Consider the following 20448-nt stretch of genomic DNA (forward strand, 5'->3'; position numbering starts at 1 on the left):
ACCCGCCGGGTGCCGTCTGCCCGCCTGGCAACAAAAAGGAGCTGGTGACAGCTCCTTTGACGGTCATGAACACGAGACCACACCCCGCCAGAAGCGGGGTGGCTGCGTCAACGGGAGGGGCAGCGACGTTACTGCTGGCTTGCGTAGTACTCGGCCAGCGCCTTGAGGTCGGCATCGCTCATGGCGATGATGGCCTTGTTCATCTTCTCGTCGTTGCTGCGCTTGCCGGCCTTGAACTCCTGCAGGGAAGTCAGCAGGTAGCCCTTGGGCTGGCCGGCGAGGATGGAGGCCTCGTCTTCGGCCACCGAACCGCCTTCGGAGTGGCACTTCTTGCAGCCGGAGTCGTCGTGCAGTTTCTGCCCCGCCTTGGCCAGTGCCGCATCGAACGGCTGCTTCATCGGCTTGTAGGGCAGCTCGGCATAGTGCGCCGCCAACTCGTCGATCTGCTCGTCGCTAAGGCCCTTAACAATGTCGGTCATGTTCCCCTTCTTGCTGGTATCACCGGTGACATGATTAACGGTCTTGGCCGGCCGGCCGTCCAGGTAGGTGCGCATCTGCTCGGCAAGATTTGATTCTGCCAGCCCTGCAATAGTCGGAATATCGTTCTGGGTGCTGATCCCCTGATTTCCATGACATGAGTTACATGTATCCACCAATGAGTCCAGGCTGGCATGTGCGGTGCCAATAGAGCCCAAAAGCAACGACAGTCCCAGTATTTCCAGCTTCACACTGCGTTTCATTTCTTATCCCTCTTCCAGAAAAGGTCTATAAACCCCAGTAAAAACAGACATTTTTATACTCAAGGTTGATTTTCGATCCGTTTTTGAGACTTAGATCAACGCCGTCTAATATATAAACCTTACAATTAAGATGGAAATGATTTATACCGTATTTAGTCCTCTTTTGACCCTTAAGTGGTATCTTTTTGGGAATTTTTTGAGCTGGCTCATATATGGAACAATAAGTCCGATAAAAAAGGATAAAACAATGAAATACTGGAAAGTATTGGTGGCTGCAGCAATGGTGTTCACCCTCTCCTCCTGTGGGGGCGGCGGTGATGGCAATGACCAGACGGATCCACCTCCCCCTCCTCCGGGAACCCCAGATTCGCTGGTGATCTCGGCCTCCACCCCACAACTTGGCGAGAGCGGTCAGCTCTCGGTGCAATTCAAGGTAACCGACAAGCAAGGCAAGGGTTATGAGCTGGGAACCACCCTTCCCTCCTTCACCCTGGCCAAGGTGATCCCCGGCCGCGACGCCAAACGGGAAGACCCTGTCATCTGGAAGAGCTTCATCTACAGCACCAAGAACAACCGGCCCACCGGCGAGAACGGCGGCAAGCTGGAAGCCCTTGGCAATGGCCAGTACCGCTACACCTTCTCCTTCAATGCCACCACGGTGCGCGACCCTTATCCGAGCGATTCGCAGGACAACAACGGCTTGATCCGCTGGGATGAGGCAGCGACCCACCGCCTCGGCATCTACTTTGGCGGCAGCAACGGCATTCCGGTCACCGACTATGTGCTGGACTGGGTACCGGCCGGCACGCCGCCACTGCTGACCCGCGACATCCTGGAACAACAGAGCTGCGACAGCTGCCACATGAAGCAGCCGATCCACCACAGCAACCGGGCCGATCCCAAGCTCTGCGTCACCTGCCACAACGAGAGCGTGCCCGGCAGCGGACGAGGCGATCTGACCACCCTGGTGCACAAGCTGCACGGCAACCTGGATGCGACCGCCACCAAGCTGGTGAGCCACTTCCCGCAGGATCCACGCAACTGCGACACCTGCCACAAGGGCGTCACCCCAACCACTCCGGATGCCAACAACTGGCAGCACGCCCAGGAGAAACCCTGCGGCGCCTGCCATGCGGACTCCACCACGGCAACCGGCTACGTCAGCCACATCAACGGCAAGATCAACAGCGGCACCCTCTGTACCCAGTGCCACGCCGAGACCCCCGGCAACACCAAGTCCCCCAGCAGCGTGCACATGGGCTACCTCGCCAACGAGGCCGCCGGTCGCGACAAGCTGGTGTTCAAGTTTGACGACGTGCGCTACGCCGCGCCCAACATCGAGGTCGAGCTGACCGTGACCGCCAACGGCACGCCGGTCGAGACCATGGACGGGGTGCTCAAGTACATCAAGTACGGCGATCTGGCCAAGGCTCCCTACGTGCTGGTCAACTGGGATCAGGGCAGCGGCTTCGAGCTGGGCTACACCAACCCGCAGACCTTCGTCGCCGGCAACAAGATTGACTTCACCAAGTGCGAAAGCCAGGGCGGCGGCAGCTTCCTGTGCCGCAAAGAGGTGGGTAACGAGGTGACCGGCACCCTGGCGGCCACGGTCGCCGAACTGCAGGTGTGCGTGGCCCGCAAGGCGGATCGCAACGGTGCCTTCGCCGCCGGGGATCTGCTCCCCTGCAGCAGCACCGCCAGCGCCCTCTCCTACGTGGCCATCAACCCGGTCAAGGCCTACTTCCGGGTCGAAGGCGGGGTCGACGGCAGCTATGTGCTCAAGGCAGGCGCGGATCTGGCCTCCTGCAACGGCTGTCACAAGGACCTGGCTGTCCACACCGAGGGCAACGCGGGCTCGGCCCACGCCTCCAAGGACTTCGCCCAGTGCACCAGCTGTCACAACGCCACCCGCACCTCCTTCTATGCGGGTGTGCCGGGGGATCTGAAGTATCACGTGCACTCCTTCCACGCCTTCGGCTCCCATCGCAGCGGTGATGCCACCTTCCCGGGCAAGCTGAACAACTGCGAGTCCTGCCACACCAAGGGTCAGTACAACCTGCCCAACCAGCAGAACGAACGACCCTCGCTGGTGGCGACCACGGCGGACAACAAGCAGCCCAAGTTCTTCAGTCCGACCCTGGTGGTCTGCGCCAGCTGCCACCTCAAGTCGCCGCTGGGGCTGGTCAAGCCGGACAACCCGGTCGCCGGGGATGAGTGGGCCACCCACATGAAGAACAACGGCGCCATCTTTGGTGCAGAGACGATAGAGGCCGCCACCGGAGTTGAACAGTGCGCGTCCTGCCATGCCGTCGGGCAGGAGCAGGGCGTCGACAAGGTTCACAAGGTGTATGACTTCCGTTGAGACCACCAGGCCGGGGGATGCCTCCCCCCGGCCCTTTGCCGTTGAAGGACACGATATGAAAAGAATCACCCCGCAATGGCTCCTGGCGGGTTTGCTGGCACTCGGTTGCCTGCCGGTCTGGGCCAAGAGCGATGCCCAGCCGGCGGCCGATGCCGATCCGCGCCTGCAGGTCGAAGCCACCCTCGACCAGAAATTCGACCAGGGCAAATACTCCCCCAAGGGGGCCGATACCTGCCTCAAGTGCCACGATGCCGACTCGCGCAAGCCCGCCACCGGCATCTTCCACAATGTGCACGGCAACCTCGGCAACCAGAACGGGCCGATGGCCGACAAGCAGTGTGAAGCCTGCCACGGCCCCGCCGGCAACCACCCGCGCAATCCCCGCAAGGGGCAGAAGCGGGAACCCATGATCACCTTCGGCCCCGACTCGCCGGTCCCGGTGGAGAAGCAGAACAGCGTCTGTCTCTCCTGCCACACCGATACCCAGCGAATGGGCTGGCATGCCAGTGCTCACGCGGTGGAGGATGTCTCCTGCACCAGCTGCCACAGCCTGCACCAGGCCAAGGATCCGGTGATGGACAGCAAGCTGCAGGTGGAGACCTGTACCAACTGCCACGCCCAGCAAAAGGCCGATCTGCACAAGCGCACCAGCCACCCCATTCTCAATGGCGAGCTGCCCTGCTCCAGCTGTCACAACCCGCACCAGTCGCAGAACGAGGCCAGCCTCAAGCAGCCCAGCCTCAACGAGAGCTGCTACGAATGCCACGCCGAGAAACGGGGCCCCTTCCTGTGGGAACACGAGCCGGTGACCGAGGATTGCTCCCTCTGCCACAGCCCGCACGGCTCCATCAACCAGGCGTTGCTCAACAAGCGGGTACCCCAGCTGTGTCAGGAGTGCCACAGCGTGCCCCATGCCAACGTCTCCATCCCCGAGGGGGATCTCAAGGTGCGTGGCGGCAGTTGCCTGAACTGTCATAACCAGATCCACGGGACCAACCATCCCAACGGTCAATCACTGCGGCGCTGAGGAGAGAAGTCATGAAATACTCAACACTTTGGCTCTCCCTGTTGGCGGTCTGCTCGGCCCAGGCGGCCGAGGAGCCGCTGGCAGTCGGGGATTACGCCCTGCAGCAGAGCAAACCGGCCAAGACCGAACGCTGGAGCTGCAAGTCCTGCGAGCGCGATGAGGGCTGGTTTGGCGAAGTGGGGCTGGGTGCCGGCTATGCCAACGACGATGGCGCCACCCGCTTTCGCAACTGGGTTCCCAGCCAGCAGGACAGCGGCATGCTCGGCATCTTCAACGCCGACCTGCAATACCGGGGGGAAGGCTCCCGCTACGGCAGCCTGGCGGTGAAAAACCTCGGCATGGAGCGCTTCAGCCTGACAACCGAACAGGGCCACTACGACGGCATGCGCGCCCGGCTGGGCTACTCGGAGTCCCCTTTCTACTGGAACAGCCACGGCCGCAGCGTCTATCAGCCGGGCGAGAGCCCGCTGACCCAGGGGTCGCTGGCCGAGTTCGACAAGGAGGTGGTGCGCAAGAAGCTGACCGCCGGGCTCGCCTACACCCCGAAGAGCCCGTGGCGCCCCTACGCCGATTTTTCTCATGAGAAAAAAGAGGCCACCCTCGCCTACTACCAGTCGAGCGTGCCCGGCATCGGCAGCGGGCCAGGCCTTTTGCCCAAGCCCGTCGACGGCAGCTCGACCACTCTGGTCAAGAGCGGCGTCAGCTACCTGGGAGAAGGCTGGCTGGTCGATCTCGCCTACAACGGCTCCCTCTACCGTACCGATGACACGGCGCTCTACTATGGCAGCGTCGCCGATCCTTACGCCAACGAGCGCGCCTACGAGCCGGACAACAACTTCCACCAGCTGAGCCTATCCGGCCAGTACAACTGGGACCGGCAGAGCCTGACCGGCCGCGTGCTCACCAGCCAGGCCACCTCCAACGGCAGCCTGACCGCGTTTCGCAACGCCCCCATCAGCCAGGATGACTTCCACGGCGAGGTCAGCACCCTGCAGGCCGACGCCAAGTGGGTAGGTCGCTTTGGCCGGGATCTCACCCTGCGCGCCGGCGGCGAGTATCGGGACCGCAAGGACAAGTCCGATGAATACGCGGTGGTCGGCAAGCAGCGCAGCAAGAGCGATCGCACCCGCAGCAAGGCGGATCTGGCGGCCGACTACCGGCTCAGCCGCTCGGTCAAGCTCACCACCGGCTATCAGTACAAGGCCGATCAGCGCGAGCAGGCCGACCGGCAGGACACCGACGAGCACACCCTGTTCCTCAAGGGGCACTACCGCCCGGCCGGGGCGCTGCAACTGGGCGGCAAGCTCGCCTGGAGCACCCGCGACGGCTCGGACTGGCGCCACGACAGCGCCGGTGGCAACGGCAGCCCGACCCTGCGCCAGTTCTATCTGGCCGACAGGGACAGGGTCGAGCTCAGGGGGGATCTCGGCTATCAGTTCAGCGAGGGGATGGATGCCCGCCTCGAAGGGTGGTGGGCCAGGGATGATTACAAGGAGCCGGACATAGGGCGCAGCGAGGGCAAGGATTATGGCATCGACCTGACCCTCAACCAGCAGTTCGACGACAACCTGAGCGGCCACCTGTTCAGCAACCTGCAGTGGATCACCTCCAGCCAGAACCACGCCTACACAGGCGCACCGGACTGGGATCCCTACAGCACGGCAGTGCGCGACGAGATCACCACCCTCGGGCTCGGGCTCACCCAGAAGAAGGCGTTTGACCGGGATCTCGAGCTCGGGCTCGATTACAGCTTCGCCTATGGCCGCGGCAAAACCGACGCCAGCAAGGGCTATGACTACCCGGATCTCACCAGCAAGCAGCACCGGCTGGAAGGCTACGCCCTCTATCAGCTGACCAAGCAGCATTCGCTGCGCTGGGATGTGCGCTACGAATACTTCCAGGACGTGGATTACCTCTACACCGGCGAAGAGCGCAACCTCGGCAACCTGAACCAGGACTACAACGGCTACTTCACTGCCGTCTCCTGGCTCTACAAGTTCTAAAGGCACTATTGGCGCCGGATAAGGGCAGACACCGTGTGTTGTCAGCCCACAATAAAGAGGGGAGCCCAGGCTCCCCTCTTTCATCATCTCGTCTTTGTTCTCTTGATTGCCCTCAGCCCCTGTCGCCATCCACCAGTCGGGCTCGGCACGGCATCAGCCGGTATAGGTCGGCTCCAGCGCATAGTGCTTGAAGCAGGCCTCCAGCTGGCTGCGCGCCTGCGGTGCCACTTCGATGAACTCCAGTCCGTATACCTCGCCCTCTTCCGCCTGACGGGACCACATCACCCTGGCCTTGATCGCCAGCGGCGTCTGGCTGCGATACAGATCGATGGAGGGCTTGGGGGTGTAGATCTTGAGCTCCACCTCGGCGCGCTTGTCCAGAGCCAGGGGCTGTACCGTGCGCAGCCGCAGGCCGGTGACGCTGAAGTCCTCGGTGATCGACTCGTGGAACCCGCCCCCGGCCAGCACCTTCACCATCATGTGCTGGTACATGCGCGGCGCCCGCCGCAGCTCGTGCTCACTGCGATCTGCCCCGCTCTCGGCCTCGAAGCGGAACTGCTCCATGATGTCGCGCAGCTGGCTCGACTCCTGATAGAGGGTGCGGCTGATGATCCCGGTGGTCTGCACCTTCTCGGTGTTCTCCGCGAGCGCATGCAGCAGGTCGTGCAGGTGGGCATTGAGCGAGGAGAGCTTGCCCATCTGCTCGTCGCTGGTGCCGCGGATCTGATCCGCCGCACCGACGCTGCGCTCGATCTCCGTCATCAGGCCGTTGATGGACTGACTCGCCTCGTGCGCCTTGTCCATGGTCAGGTGAGTGCGGGCGATGACGCTCTTCACCGAGGTCTCGTTTTCGCCGATGAGCCGGCTCAGGGTCGTGACGATCTCGTTGATCTCCTTGGTGGCCTGGCCGGCATTGTTGGCCAGCTTGCGCACCTCGTCGGCCACCACCGCAAAGCCGCGGCCATACTCCCCGGCTCGGGCCGCTTCAATGGCGGCGTTGAGGGCCAGCAGGTTGGTCTGCTCGGTGATGGCAGTGATGGACTGGGTGATCACCTGAATGCGCTGGCTCGCCTCGCTCAGCTGACGGGTCTTCTGTTCCGCCTGCTGCGCCTCGGTCACGGCGTGGCGCATCTCTTCGATGTTTTCACTCATCACCCGGGTGCTGCGATGGGCGCTCTGATAGGCAAGCTCGGCCTGCTGCCCCACCTGGCTTGCCAGGCCGGAAACCGCCTCGGCCGCGCAGGAGAGGTCATTGCTGGCGCGGGTCACTTCCGTCGAGTGGTGCTGCTCCAGCTGGGAAGCATCGGTGATGGTTCTCGAGATATCGGAGATCTGATAGGAGGACTGGGCCAGCTGCCGGGTCCGCAGGTCTATCTGGCGCATGTGGCGGCTGAGCTGCGCCGCCATCAGCCGCATGGCCCCGAGCACGCTGTGATTGTCTGCCGAACGGGTCTGGATGGCGACGGTGAGGTTGCCCGCCGCAATCTCGGCGGCCACCCGCGCGGCATAATCCGGCTCTCCGCCCAGGGTGCGCATCAGGTGACGGTACTGGATGAAATAGGCCAGCGCCACGAACAACAGGGAGACCAGCCCGGCCACCAGCCCCATCAGCAGGGCCAGCTCCTTGGCCTCGTCGCGGCTGGCGACGGCACGGGTGATCCGGCTGTCCAGCTGATGATTGATGCGCTCAAGCCGCTCGTTGATGTTTATCACCATGTGATCAAAGCCACCCTGGCTGCTCATCATCAGGTTGCCCGCCGCCTGGCCCTGGCGACTGTAGGTATCCACCATGGCCGCCCCTTTCTCATACAGCCCCTTGACCGTCTCCTGCATCGGCAGCAGCTCGTCGCTCAAGTCCGGCAGGCTGCGCATCAGGGTATTGAGATTCTGCAAGGCGGTATCGCGGAAGGTGGCGGCCTCGGCGAGGCCCTCTTCCGTGTTGCCGGTCACCGCCGCATCTGTGATGAACTGCTGGATCTGCACCAGGTCATAGCGCGTCTCCTTGAAGATGAGGTGAGCCTGATTGAAGCGCTCGACCTTCTCCTGTGCGCGCAACTGGGCCTGGCTGCTCCACAAGGAGACGATGGATGCCACGATCAGCGGCACCGCCACCAGGATCCCCCCCAGGATCATCATCCGTTTGACCGAATGCCTTCCTCGGGGCGCATGCGACATCGCATGTGCCTCTGTATGGTCGAAGGCGGTGTCCTGCAAGAGTCCTTGTGCAGTAGCCATGGCATCACCTCATCCTGGTAGCAGAGCGTCATTGGGCCATCGCAGCAAGGCATTGAGCTGCAGAGAGCCGATCCGTTTTGTCGACTCAAGCAAAACCCAAGCCAGGAAAAACGACCTGGTTTGCCCCCTCTCCCGCCCCCCAAAGCGAGCAACTTGCCACAAGGTCCGCTCAAGGCGCGCAAAATGCGATGCAAACTGCACAAAAGGCCCCAGCTGCCCCCTCAAACCACCACGCCTTACCCTCATCGGTACTACCACCTTTACCATGCCGGACTTATAGGGACAGCTTTTCAGCTTGGTGTGAGACGCCGCCAACGCCCAGTCATATTGACTATCAGCACAGTATCGGCAGGTGCCCAGCCCAGGGGGCAACACCATCCGCTGGCGTACCATGGTGTATTAGGCCTGGTTTTTGTATGGAGTAGCTCGAGTCAGTAGTCGGCGTGTGTTGCACTCACAAGCGGAGCCTTATGCCTGCAAGGTGTAAGAGGTGGATTGAAGGCTCATTGAATGATTTGACCTGGTTGGGGAGTTCCTATGTTCAACGCAAAACTCAAGAACGAGCTGGCAGCAGAAAGAGCAAGGGCCTTGCAGGGCGAGGCGCTGAACCACGCCATGCATGGTCACCTGCCGATGATCGAATTCACCCCTGAGGGCCATATCCTCGATGCCAGCCCGCTGTTCCTCAGCACCGTCGGCTACAGCCTCAAGGAGATCGTGGGGCAGCACCATGCCATCTTCTGTCGAAAAGAGGACTCTGACTCCCCCTCCTATCGGGAATTCTGGAGGAAGCTGGCCAATGGCCACAGTCAGCAGGGTACCTTCCAGCGAGTCGGCAAGCACGGCCAGGAAATCTGGCTGGAAGCAACCTACTTCCCGGTCAGCCAGGATGGCAAGGTCAACAAAGTCGTTAAAATCGCCTCCGATGTAACCTTGCAACATGATCAGCTCATGACGCAGAAAGCGATATTCGAAGCGCTGGATCGCTCCCTTGCGGTCATCGAGTTTGAGCCAAGCGGCGTCATCATCAACGCCAACCGTAATTTTCTCGACACCATGGGCTATCGGCTCGATGAAATAAAAGGTCGTCAGCATCGCATGTTCTGTGATGAGTCGTTTTATCGGGAACACCCCGATTTCTGGCAGGAACTGGCTCAGGGAACCTTCAAATCGGGGCGCTTCCAGCGCTTTAATAAGCAAGGTCATGAAATCTGGCTGGAAGCGACCTACAACGCAGTGCGGGGCAGCCATGGCAAGGTGATCAAGGTCATCAAGTTTGCCTCCAACATCACCTCGCAAATCAAAAAAGATCAGGCCGTACAAAATGTGGCCAAAGTGGCCAACGAAACCTCCGTAACCACCAAGGCTTCCGCCATCAAGGGTGAGGACATGCTGACCACCGTCGTCTCCACCTCGGACAACATCGTCACCCAGATGGAAAATGCCAGTTCGCTGATGAGCAAGCTGCATGCCCAATCCCAGAATATCACCGCCATCGTTTCCACCATCAGCAGCATTGCAGATCAGACCAACCTGCTGGCACTCAACGCCGCCATCGAAGCCGCGCGAGCCGGTGAACAAGGCAGAGGCTTTGCCGTCGTCGCTGATGAAGTGCGTCAACTGGCGGCAAGAACCTCTCAATCCACCAACGAGATAGCGAGCGTGGTCAGCCAGAACCAGCAGCTCACCCATCAGGTCAGCGAACAGATCCAGTCCGCGGCTGATGGCGCCATCCATGGACAAAGGCAGATCGATGATGTCGCGAAAGTGATGCAAGAGATAAGAAATGGCGCCGAAGAAGTGTCGACCATCATCTCGGAACTCTAGAGCAAGCAACAAGGGTCACCTTAGGAGCTCAACCCTCTAGTAGACGAGAAACAGGCTGCTCATCCAGGTGGCGCACGACCTCACCAACCAGGGCTACACCAACCGCCTCCAGCTCGAAGTGAAGCTCGACGAGCTACCGGAATGAATCTGTATGGACAAAATGTGGACATTGACCAAAAACAAAAAGGCCGCTATCGCTAGCGGCCTTTGTAAGTCTTTGATTTTAATGGTACCCGAGGCCGGAATCGAACCGGCACGACGCGAACGTCGAGGGATTTTAAATCGAACGGCTCCGTTTGCATCTTATAATATATGATAGCAAGTAGATGGAGCAAGTAACACCGCTAATTCGCAACGAATGGCACCTCGACATAGGACATCGCATACCGCTTATCACAGAATTCGCAAAGATGAGGGGAATCACCCCGTCGATGCAATCCCGTGCAGACCCACTTTCAGGTTCCATCTGTAACAGTCAAAGTCAACTCACGCGCAATGAATCCCCTTTGCGCATAAAGGAAACAAGATAACTCTCTGTTTTACTTCACGAAGCCCGCAAGGTGTAACAGCTGTACTGGGGATAGAAACTACTGTGTTACTTGCTCCACATCCTTATGGATAGACTCTTACAGGTCAGCTAACATGACCTCTATTTTTGAATGCCCCTAAAACATGGGGATTAACTTCTATGGTGTGCTCCATCCGGAGACCAGGCATTCTGGATTGTTTTCACTCGGTTTTTTAGGGAGGCTGCTCTTGATGAGAGCAATCACACCTTCATCACCAAGTTCATAAGGATAAAGGCATGATTGCTCCGGATGCCGGAGAGCAGAACACAGCGACCATTCGAATTGCTGACAAGGTTGTGATTGAGGCCACCAGCCGCAAGGTTCGCACTTTTCTATATGAACTAGCAGAGGGTACAAGTAACTATCGTAGTCTCCACAGCCTCACGGAACAGGTGGAGCATCAATATCACGGTCGTTTCATTGTCGAACTGATCCAGAATGCCCACGATGCACTGTTGTCAACCGATGGCGAGTTAGGGCTGCCTGCTCGAATCGAAATTGCGTTAAAGAACAACGAAGGTGACTTCGGTACGCTCTACGTTGCGAACGACGGGCAGCCATTCTCGCTCTCCAATTTCAACAGCCTGTCTCAACTGGGGCAGAGCGACAAGAACCCACAGGAGTCGATCGGTAACAAGGGCATCGGCTTTCGCAGCGTACTGGAGATTACTCACGCTCCGGAAATCTACTCACGTAACGCTCCGAATAGCCAGCACTTCGACGGCTTCTGTTTCGCATTCTCCCCTGAGGTTATTCGTCGCCTGGCAGCCCCCATCTTGGCTCTGCTGAATGGAGATAACGAGGCTGGTTCGCCCTTCGGCGATGTGCCCTTGGTGGACTGGGAAGCGCAGTTGCTGGAGAAGTTTCGTGCAAGCGTAGCCCAACTCGCCAAGACAGCAAATATGCGTGCCGATGTTTGGCTAAACCAGGAGTTGTCTTATCTCTCACCGTATCTGTTGCCCTTCCCAACAGATAGCAGGGAGAGTAGCACCTATGTTGCTGAGTTCGAACGCCGTGGGTTCGCTACCCTTATTCGCTTTCCTCTGAAGAATGCTGCCACATTGGCTCTCGTCCGTGAGAAGTTAGATGAGTTGGATGACAGCGCTCTTTTGTTTCTTGAGAAGGCGTCCTCGTTGGTACTCGACTCGGACGATAAGCGTCGTGAATTGTCGAGACAACAGGTGGCACGCCCTGGCAGTCAGCTCAGAGGTCGAGAGGTTAGCATTTCCGAAGGGAGCAATGACTGTGCTAGTCGCTACTGGGTCTGGACTCGCGATATTGCATTGGTCAGCTCTCCGGAAGAGATCCGAACGGCAGTACAGCAATTGCCAGGTAAATGGCCACAACTTCAAGAAGCTGCAGTTTCGATTGGAGTGAGGCTCGGTGAGAAACCTGAATCGGGCGCACTTAGCATCTTCCTCCCGACCCACCTTAAGACTGGCTGCGCCACCCACATCAATGCTCCGTTCTTCGGCGACATGAGCCGTACTCACATTGACTTTGGTGCGGACGTCGACAAGAGTTCGTCAAGTGGCGCCATCTACAACCACTTCCTGCTCTCACAAGCAGCTCGACTTGCTACATCTGTCATCCATGAGGAATTGGCAGGCCGCGGATTGGATGAAGCACGAGCGACTGTCGACCTGTTGGCACCCTTGGGCACGGATGAAGGTGCGACCAAGCGGTGGCAGCAACTCACCGCCAGTGCAGCAGATAACTCTGGGACCGAAATCAAGACAACCGCCTGGTTTCTTTCTGACCGTGGATGGGGAGCGCTGTGTGAAACTTCATTACTGCCGACATCGGACAACCCATCGATACTCACGCCGAGAGCCCTACGCGAGCACGCAGCGTTTGCGGCCTATGTCGAAGAACTCGATTCCCGACGAGAATTGATCGAAGCCTTGTCGGAAGCCAATGGAATAGATGCATACCCGGCCAAGGACGATTTGGCCAACACAGTGGAATCGATCGCTCTCGGCCTCCACAAAGACCCCAAGGCCGATTGGAATGGCTTTTGGTCAGATGTGGACGAACTGTTCGACGGGGACTGCATCGCTCTTGCGGGCAAACTTGTCCTGCTCGGCAATGACGGCCAACTTCATGCAGGTGGCGGCGTTGGCTGCACAGTCTTCTTCATCCCGCGCCAAGGTACTAGCGATGAGGAGGAGGACGAGAACGACGGAGACGTCAAGGAGATCCCTTCCACGCTCAGACCATTCGTCGCGTTTCTGAACGAGCAAATTCAAGTCTACGAAGAAAAGAGCGGGCGTTTACAGCAGAGGCGGGTTCGCAAGATGCTGCTCGAATCAAAGTTGGTCAGCCGATTTAGGCGTGAGGACATTCTCAACGACGTCCTGATTGCTAGGCTGCCACCCCTTCCTATTCCGCTCACCAGCCCAGATGCTCCGCTCTGCCGCGACATTCTGTTGTGGGCGCTCCGTCTGATGGCGCACCAGATTGAACGTGGCAAGGCCGAAAAGTCACTGCGACAGCTCAGGAACCTCCCCGCCCCTTGCGTGGGCGGGTGGTACCCGCTGGCGGAGTCCTCCTTCGGTCCGGGCTGGCCCGGTACACAAGGTGACGTTACTGAGAACTACTTGGCCCGCATCAGAACACCTGAAACCCGAGAGGCACATCAGCGGTTGCTGCTATCACCAAGTGATGAACGGTGGGAGGGCAACGGCGCCGAGCACATTAGATTTCACAGGCTTGTCGGTGTATTCGATGGGATTCGATTAATTCCAGTCGATTCGAAGTCGTGGAATAGTCGCTTCCAAGCGTACAGGCATAGTTTTCTGTTGCCGCAAAACCCACCACCAGGCTGGTCAAAAAACGACTGGAATGAATACTGCTCCGTTGCTCGCAATGACGCTCGCCCCATCTACAACTGGGGTAATTACGAGATCCAGCGGCTCTATGTATTTCCTGGTCTCGACAAATATCAGGAGTTCGACGAAGAAACGCGCAAGGCAATGATGGAAGTAGTCCTCGGCAGCGTAGGGCATTGGGAAGATGGGTGGGGTATATTGTCGATCAACCGGATCAAGGGGAATTTGAACAGCATCCGCCTGCAGTCCCCTCTAGCACGCAGCCTGAGTAAATTGCCTTGGCTCGGCTTGCAGGATGGAGATGTCATCGAATGGTCCCGGCCTGCAGATCGGTGGCACGTTCCCGCCCTTGAGTTGGCGAGAGGGCGAAAATGGCAGTTTTCTCATCTCAAACCACTGCCGGGCGAGTTGGCGAATCGCCTTGATATGGACAGCCGTCTTGCTGCGATGATGCGGCTACTCGGCACCCCTCGGTTCGACCCAGAAACAAAAAGCCCGAGCACGCAACTTCTCGACGTACTGGCCGATGCTGTGGCCCGTGGTGATGTTCCGCATTGGGATGTTTTTCTCGGACAGGTTCGATCGGCTTGGCGAGGGTTTGAACCCACAGTAGGCTCCCCATTCCCCAATAGGCTTCTCGTCCAGCGGGGTTCGTCAAGGCTCACGGCAGAAAGCCCAGATGAATACGGCCCCGCCTACCTACCAGACTCATCAAAATCCTTTCTCGCAGCACTTAAGCACTTTGAGTTGCCTGTCATTGCTATTGAGACAGAGGACGCGAAACGCTTGGCTGACAGCTTCACCACCGCATACCCACAAAGTGTGCTTCGCGCTTCTGCCCTACAGCCAGTGCCGCTGGTAGATGGCGAACCGTTGGAGAAATCGCCTCAAGATCGATTGCGTGACGACGCTGAGCTTGAATGGGTGATTCCAGTTCTGCTGACCATTACCGCGTACTTTGGCCCCCAATCACAAGGCACCACCTCGAAGACCTTCAGAAAGTTACTTGAAACTTTCCGGAATGCGCGATTGGGTTTTGCGGAAAAAATCGAGACTGGTCTATTCCGTGAAGAAATATCTGTTGCACCACCACTGTCCGTGCCTGCTCTATGGCTAAATGCATCTCAGGTACTGCTTCTAAGCCATTGTTGGAAAAAAGATATGCCTGCTTTAAGCGAGGCATTATCCAACCTTATTGATCGAGAAGACCTGGAGATTCCAATCAAGCTAATGCTCGGCATCACAGGGGCACAACCAGAGCTCAAAGACATCATCCACGCCTTGGAACAGCTCAAGTTATCCGAGGGACACTTTCGTGATGTTCGCGAGCATTGGCGCGGCGATGTCGGTCAGATCATTGAAATGCTCGTTCCATTGCTCACGCTCCTGAGACCTGATGCAAGTATTGGCGAACTAGTAGAAATCGACACCGATGATGCCATTATCGAGTTCATTGATAATCTCAGCGATGATCGATTTGACGGCCAGACCATAATTCAGATCGCCCGTAAATCTGCAGATATGTTTGAATTTGGCAGTAAAGCATTTGATCTCTTTGGGGATGCTGTTCAGATGTCCGAATGGAACGCTGCGTTGGCGCTCCACGATTTGAAACCTTTGGTGAACAGCGATGCACAGGCGACATTCAATGCGCACCTTGCGACCTCTACTCAAGTTTTGAGGTGTTTGCTTGCCACACTTATCACCAGGCGACCAGAAGCAGGAACATTCAGGGCTTTGACGGTACAACTAAATGCCTTAGCGTGCCCAGAGGAGTTCAAGACCAGCTGTTGGAATATCAGTTTCAGCCAAGCCCACTCAGCAACTACCCCACTGCTCGAGCAATGGGGTGCGACCTCTGAAGAGATTGAGGCGGTTCGGGAGTCATTGTCTGTTGAAGATCTGATAGATCGGCTCGTGGTTGTTGGTATTGACGTGACACTCGACCCGCTCCAGGCTGCTCGCGACAATCGGGAGCTGCTTCGACAATCACTGATGCGTCTACAGCAAATAGGGCTTGCTTGGGCATTGGGGAGCGGTTACCCCAACCCTTCCGACTGGGAGTGCAGGATTCAGGGGTATCTTAACCATCTATCTGTCGAAGTTGAAACCACAGCTTTCACGCATGTTTGGGATGAACCGGAAGTCTGGTCGCTCTTGCGCAAGCTGCCCGTTGACGCCCCTTCAACAGCTTTCTGGTCTATGATCGCAGCTACTTCCAGCTTCGACGACCTGATTGTTCGGCTCGGCCTATCGAATGAGGATCTCCGTAGCGCCAGCACACAACTTGACGCCCTACGGGAAGATGCCCGCCGCCGAAAAAAGGTCGTCGAGGTCTGTGGCAAGGAGTTCGACGGGTCTGAAGATAACCTCTCAGGGCTCTGGACGCACATCTGCTCCGGGTTTCCCGCTGCGGCCCTCGGCGATCTGACACCAGTGGATCTCAAGAAGCTGAGCGCCCTTGAAAATGTCGCGACGCGTCTGAAGGACAAAGACAGAGACAGAGACAGAGACAGAGAACCGTTAAACAAACCGAAGCAAAAACACCTATCCAAATCGATGGAGAATCTGATCGGGCTGAGCGGCGAAATACACGCATTCCGGATGCTTCAGCACACCTATGGCGCATCAGCAGTTTCGGCCACTTCATGGGTTTCAGGTAACAGTGCTCACGTGTTCCCTGACAACAAGACGGATGACGGAAGGGGGTGTGACTTCGTAGTTACACTACAGGACCGAACCTACTATGTCGAAGTGAAAGCAAGCGAAGGTGAAAGCAAGAGCTTCACTCTGGGCTCCTCGGAAATCCGATTGGCGATGGGACTGGCCAAAAAATCACGATATCAGAAGAAAGAAATCTTCTTGATCCTACGTATTTCAAACGCACTTTCAAAGGCGCCCTCGTTCCAGTTGCTGCCAAACCCGTACGATCCGATGTACCAAACCCACTTTGTTATCGAGGAGGCGGATGCTCGGGTCAGGTATCGGTCCAAGTCGTGAGATCATGGTAAATTACCCCGACTTACCTAGACACGAGACATAGTCTAAAGCGATGTTCTAGAAGCTACAGTCATGAGATGGTGGCCCCACACAAGTACAGGCTACGGGTCTGCACCGTTGACCCGAACGAGCACGTATTTTGTCGCGGCTCCTAACCCCCTTTTGCAAACCACTTATCACAGAATTCACAAAGATGAGGGGGGATCACACCGTCGATGCAATCCCGTGCAGACCCGCTTTCAGGTTTCATCTGTAGCGGTCAAAGTCAACTCAAGCGCAATAAATCCCCTTTGCGCACAAAGGGGGCGCAGTAACTCTCTGTTTTATCTCACTAACACCACAAGGTGTAAGATCTCCATTGGGGATAATCAGATACTGTGATACTTGCCCCACATCTCAATGGATAGACTCCTATAGGTCAGCTAACCTGTCCTCACCACATCCCCAAAAGACGCATGAAATGGAATTCTCGTCGCTCGCGGTATCTGTTCTGGCAACTACTGGCTTGTTCTTGTGCCCAATATTCTTATCTGTCGGGATCATCTTGTTAATAAGAAAAAGGCTTCGCTCACATAGGGTCAGCCCGTTGACCGCCGACCTGCTCAGGCCTGCGGGTCACACCCTGCAACAGCAAATCCAGGATCTGCAGATAGACCTCTTTTCCCAAATGCTATTCACGCCATTGACCATGATGATGATCGGGTTCTACCTCTTGTTACAGAGCTACATCGATAAGAGAGCTATGAGCACGACTGTGATGCTGATTTCCGGGGTCGTTATGCTGGGCCTCTTTATCTATGGCACAACCAAAACTTACAAAATGGCCAACAAGGTTCAGCACCTCAAGCTGGGTTACTCCTGTGAACTGGCAGTGGGGCAGGAGTTGGACCAAATCGTTAGGCCCCAACAGCACCCCTATCGGGTTTACCACGATATCCCGTTTGATGGATTCAATATCGACCATTTGATCATCTGCCCTAACGGGGTCTTTGTCATCGAGACTAAAGGCCGCTCCAAACCCATCAACAATGGAGAAAAACAGTTCAAGGTGCGGGTTGAAAACGATGCGCTTCACTTCCCAAATCATGTTGAAAAAGCACCGCTCGAACAGGTCCGCCGTAACGTCACCACGGTGCGTAACTGGCTCAACAGTGCAACTGGGACCGAAGTCCCGGTAGGTGGCGTTCTGGTTCTGCCTGGCTGGTTTGTGGATTTACGCCAGAAGATCACCTTCCCCTACATCGTCAGTGCCGCTGCACTCCCCAAGCAACTCCCCCAATTTAGAGCAGGCTCACTAGAACTGGCTCAGATTCAGGCCATAGCACACCAAGTAGAGCAAAAAGTACGGGACGTCGCCAAGGCAGGCTAACAGGGCTTGATTGCCAACTGATACGCCATCAGTCAGCAAACTTATCCCGCCACCCTTGAATGCCCCTCAGTTTGAGGCCTTTGGGTATAGGGGAACACCGGGGGATTCGCTGCGATGAATTTGAAGCCACCCATTGCAGGTAAAAAGTCAGCGGCGCTATTGTACTAATTCTTTTTTTGCACAAGGAGTGTGCTCGATGTCTATCTCGCCTATGGATCTCGCAACTTATTACGGTGTCGATGACATTCCTGCTGCCATATCGATAGGCGATAACCTCCATAGTTTGCTCGTAGCCATATTCAGGAATGAGCCTCTGACTTCGCCCCGCTACGACATTCTAGCCAGCTACGATCTCAACGCCTTGAGGGGCTTTATCAACGGCGATATGACTCTCCCTGAGTTCAGACGCCAATCTGCGGTAGAACAAGAGCAGCGCCGTTCTAAATCTCTTTACTATAAGGGCCGAAAGATTGTGCATCGCTACCAACCTTCAATCACGAAGCCCTTGGCTGCTCAGCCAGACGACAAAGCTAATATAGAGAAGACCAGTCAAAATCCCACTTGGGATTACCTGCAGAAATTCCGGATCAAAAATGGTCTGGCCGATGGCCAGAATTCTGTGTCCCTCCCCCCGCATGAACTGGCCAGACAATTCTGGGTGGATGATATCACCAGTGCGATCACGGGCGGTGCCAGGTTGCACAGCCTCCTTGTCGCGGCAGGACAAGGCGCGACGATATCAGCAGCTAACAGACAATTTCTCTTGAACAGAGGGTTGAATGCCTTGCTGTGCTTCTTGAGCGGCGAACTCTCCCAAGAGCAGTTCGACCAAAAAGGGAAAGCGGAACAGGAGCAACGAAACGAGCTTGCGCAACAGAAACAACGCGAGATCGCCGCTCAGAAGGCCGCAGATGAAGAACGTTATAAAGCCGAGCAGAAAGCCCGAAGTGTGCGACTTGAGGCTGAGCGGATTCAGCGTGAGAGTGACCCCAAGTACATCGCACGGATGAAGAACCAAGCACTCAGGGAGAAGTATGGTGTAACTGGATATGTCGAATCACATCACCTCAAACAGCTCATGGCAATCCTTCTCAAGCTGGATGCAGGTACACGGCTGCTGGAGACTGAAACCATCTGGCTCAAGAGCAATGGCCGTGAGTACGAGACAAAGGAGATTCTGCATAGCTACAACCGACTCGAAGCTGATCACTGGCTAGCGGAGTACCGCAACAGCAAGAACCCATGGAGTGCAGTCAATGCCAGCGGACACTTGCGTAAATGCGCAGCATCGAATGAGGCGATTGCGCTGCTGAGTGCCATCCCAGCCAAGAGGCAGGGTCAGCCCAAGCTGAAATCCGCCATTCTCACCACGCATGGTGGCGCGATGCGTGACCATGGCGAACATGCTGCCGCATTGAACATGGGTGCTGAAGCTCACCGCCTTCAACCCAACAACTTTCGCCCCTGCACACTACTTGGTGCAGTCTGTATCGAGCTTGGCAACATTAGTGAGGGACATGAGTGGTATTGCAAGGCGGAAGCCAGAGGCGCTGGCCGTGACAGCATTATGTCGGATGTCAGGTCGCTTCTTACCCAGATGACAGCCGATAAGCGTGAAGCAGTTATCGCAGAGCTGTTGCGCATTCATCCCGAACAGTATCGATGGCTAACTAAGTGGCGTCAGGCCAAGGCGTAACTGACATTATTGCTAGCAAACCGAGAGTGAATCGCAACCCGTTACAGCTGGGAAGTGTCTAGATCACTGGTGGCGATTCACCCCACATCAACCAACTCTCTACATGAGGAGTCACCATGCCACATAAAACCCCGCTGCTCTCTGCTTTGACCTGTGCCGTCAGTCTCATTGCCTCACCCGCCATTGCCGCAAATACGGGCTTTAAAACCCTGACTGTCGGCCTACCCATCACCACGCTCCAAGCGGTCAACGATGGTCTGATACGCTACGACTGGCGCAGTGACATTGATGAAGAATTTCGCGGCAAACCCAAGGCAGGCGAGGGATTCTTAGGACGACCAACTACGGGTGAGTATTACTATGCAGTCTACCAACATAAAGTGTTCTCCTTCGGCGGTACCCAGGCATCGTACCAAGACGACTCCGTTGCTTCTGTCAGACAGGCTAAGGCAGACTTTGAGGAATTAGTCAGTCAGGCGACCAATACCTTGAAAGTCAAGCCAGTGATCATCCGCACAGTGAAGGATAAATCGGTACCGTTTTTTGAATGTGTAACCGACAGCATGTGTGGTAATTACAGCGCAACCTACACCATTGGTGCCAACGAGGTCTCGATCAAATTGATGCAAGACCGTGATGCAGAGAACGGTGGCCGCCAGCTCAACGCGGGAATGCGCGAGACCCTTAAGTAAAATGCTGCTTCTGAATCGCCCCGGCTTCGCTAGACACTTTTGAGCCGTTCGGAATATTGCTTCTCACACTCTTCTGGCGGATCCACACCAACACAAT

9 protein-coding genes and 2 pseudogenes are annotated in these 20448 nt (G+C 56.9%); 9 read left to right on the top strand and 2 right to left on the bottom strand.

What is annotated here, in order from left to right; translation table 11 throughout:
- Positions 1–128 precede the first annotated feature (128 nt).
- A complete protein-coding gene (gene pdsA, locus OKB87_RS03675; protein WP_021469996.1) occupies positions 129–740 on the bottom strand; it encodes a periplasmic diheme shuttle PdsA in 612 nt (203 codons plus the stop codon).
- Between the two features lie 247 nt (positions 741–987).
- On the opposite strand from pdsA, the gene OKB87_RS03680 reads away from it, so the two are divergent.
- Genes OKB87_RS03680 through OKB87_RS03690 form a run of 3 tightly spaced genes read left to right on the top strand, consistent with a single transcriptional unit; the run spans position 988 to position 6132 of the window.
- Entirely contained in the window at positions 988–3102 is a 2115-nt protein-coding gene (locus OKB87_RS03680; RefSeq protein WP_171280788.1) for an OmcA/MtrC family decaheme c-type cytochrome, read from the top strand.
- A 55-nt stretch (positions 3103–3157) separates the two neighbouring features.
- Positions 3158–4129: a DmsE family decaheme c-type cytochrome gene (locus tag OKB87_RS03685; protein ID WP_077097851.1), complete on the top strand. Its 972-nt coding sequence runs from the start codon at positions 3158–3160 to the stop codon at positions 4127–4129.
- 11 nt (positions 4130–4140) lie between these two features.
- Positions 4141–6132, top strand: coding sequence for an MtrB/PioB family decaheme-associated outer membrane protein (locus OKB87_RS03690; protein ID WP_270826511.1), 1992 nt, complete (start codon positions 4141–4143; stop codon positions 6130–6132).
- Positions 6133–6285: 153 nt separating this feature from the next.
- On the opposite strand, the gene OKB87_RS03695 is transcribed toward OKB87_RS03690, so the two are convergent.
- Positions 6286–8307, bottom strand: coding sequence for a methyl-accepting chemotaxis protein (locus OKB87_RS03695; protein WP_270826512.1), 2022 nt, complete (start codon positions 8305–8307; stop codon positions 6286–6288).
- A 693-nt stretch (positions 8308–9000) separates the two neighbouring features.
- On the opposite strand from OKB87_RS03695, the pseudogene OKB87_RS23650 reads away from it, so the two are divergent.
- From OKB87_RS23650 to OKB87_RS03720, 6 genes and pseudogenes are all read left to right on the top strand, one after another.
- Positions 9001–9669: pseudogene (locus OKB87_RS23650) on the top strand (PAS domain-containing protein); the annotation flags it as partial.
- 177 nt (positions 9670–9846) lie between these two features.
- A pseudogene (locus OKB87_RS23655) lies at positions 9847–10194 on the top strand (methyl-accepting chemotaxis protein); the annotation flags it as partial.
- Positions 10195–10999: 805 nt separating this feature from the next.
- Positions 11000–16594: a sacsin N-terminal ATP-binding-like domain-containing protein gene (locus OKB87_RS03705; RefSeq protein ID WP_270826514.1), complete on the top strand. Its 5595-nt coding sequence runs from the start codon at positions 11000–11002 to the stop codon at positions 16592–16594.
- Positions 16595–17180: 586 nt separating this feature from the next.
- Positions 17181–17963: a nuclease-related domain-containing protein gene (locus tag OKB87_RS03710; protein ID WP_234932820.1), complete on the top strand. Its 783-nt coding sequence runs from the start codon at positions 17181–17183 to the stop codon at positions 17961–17963.
- Positions 17964–18159: 196 nt separating this feature from the next.
- The gene (locus OKB87_RS03715; RefSeq protein WP_270826515.1) at positions 18160–19659 is read left to right on the top strand and encodes a hypothetical protein; all 1500 of its coding nucleotides are present in this window, start codon (positions 18160–18162) and stop codon (positions 19657–19659) included.
- 116 nt (positions 19660–19775) lie between these two features.
- Positions 19776–20351, top strand: coding sequence for a hypothetical protein (locus OKB87_RS03720; protein ID WP_270826516.1), 576 nt, complete (start codon positions 19776–19778; stop codon positions 20349–20351).
- Positions 20352–20448 lie beyond the last annotated feature (97 nt).

The organism is Aeromonas sp. Y318-1 (assembly GCF_027706125.1).
Classification (GTDB): domain Bacteria; phylum Pseudomonadota; class Gammaproteobacteria; order Enterobacterales; family Aeromonadaceae; genus Aeromonas; species Aeromonas hydrophila.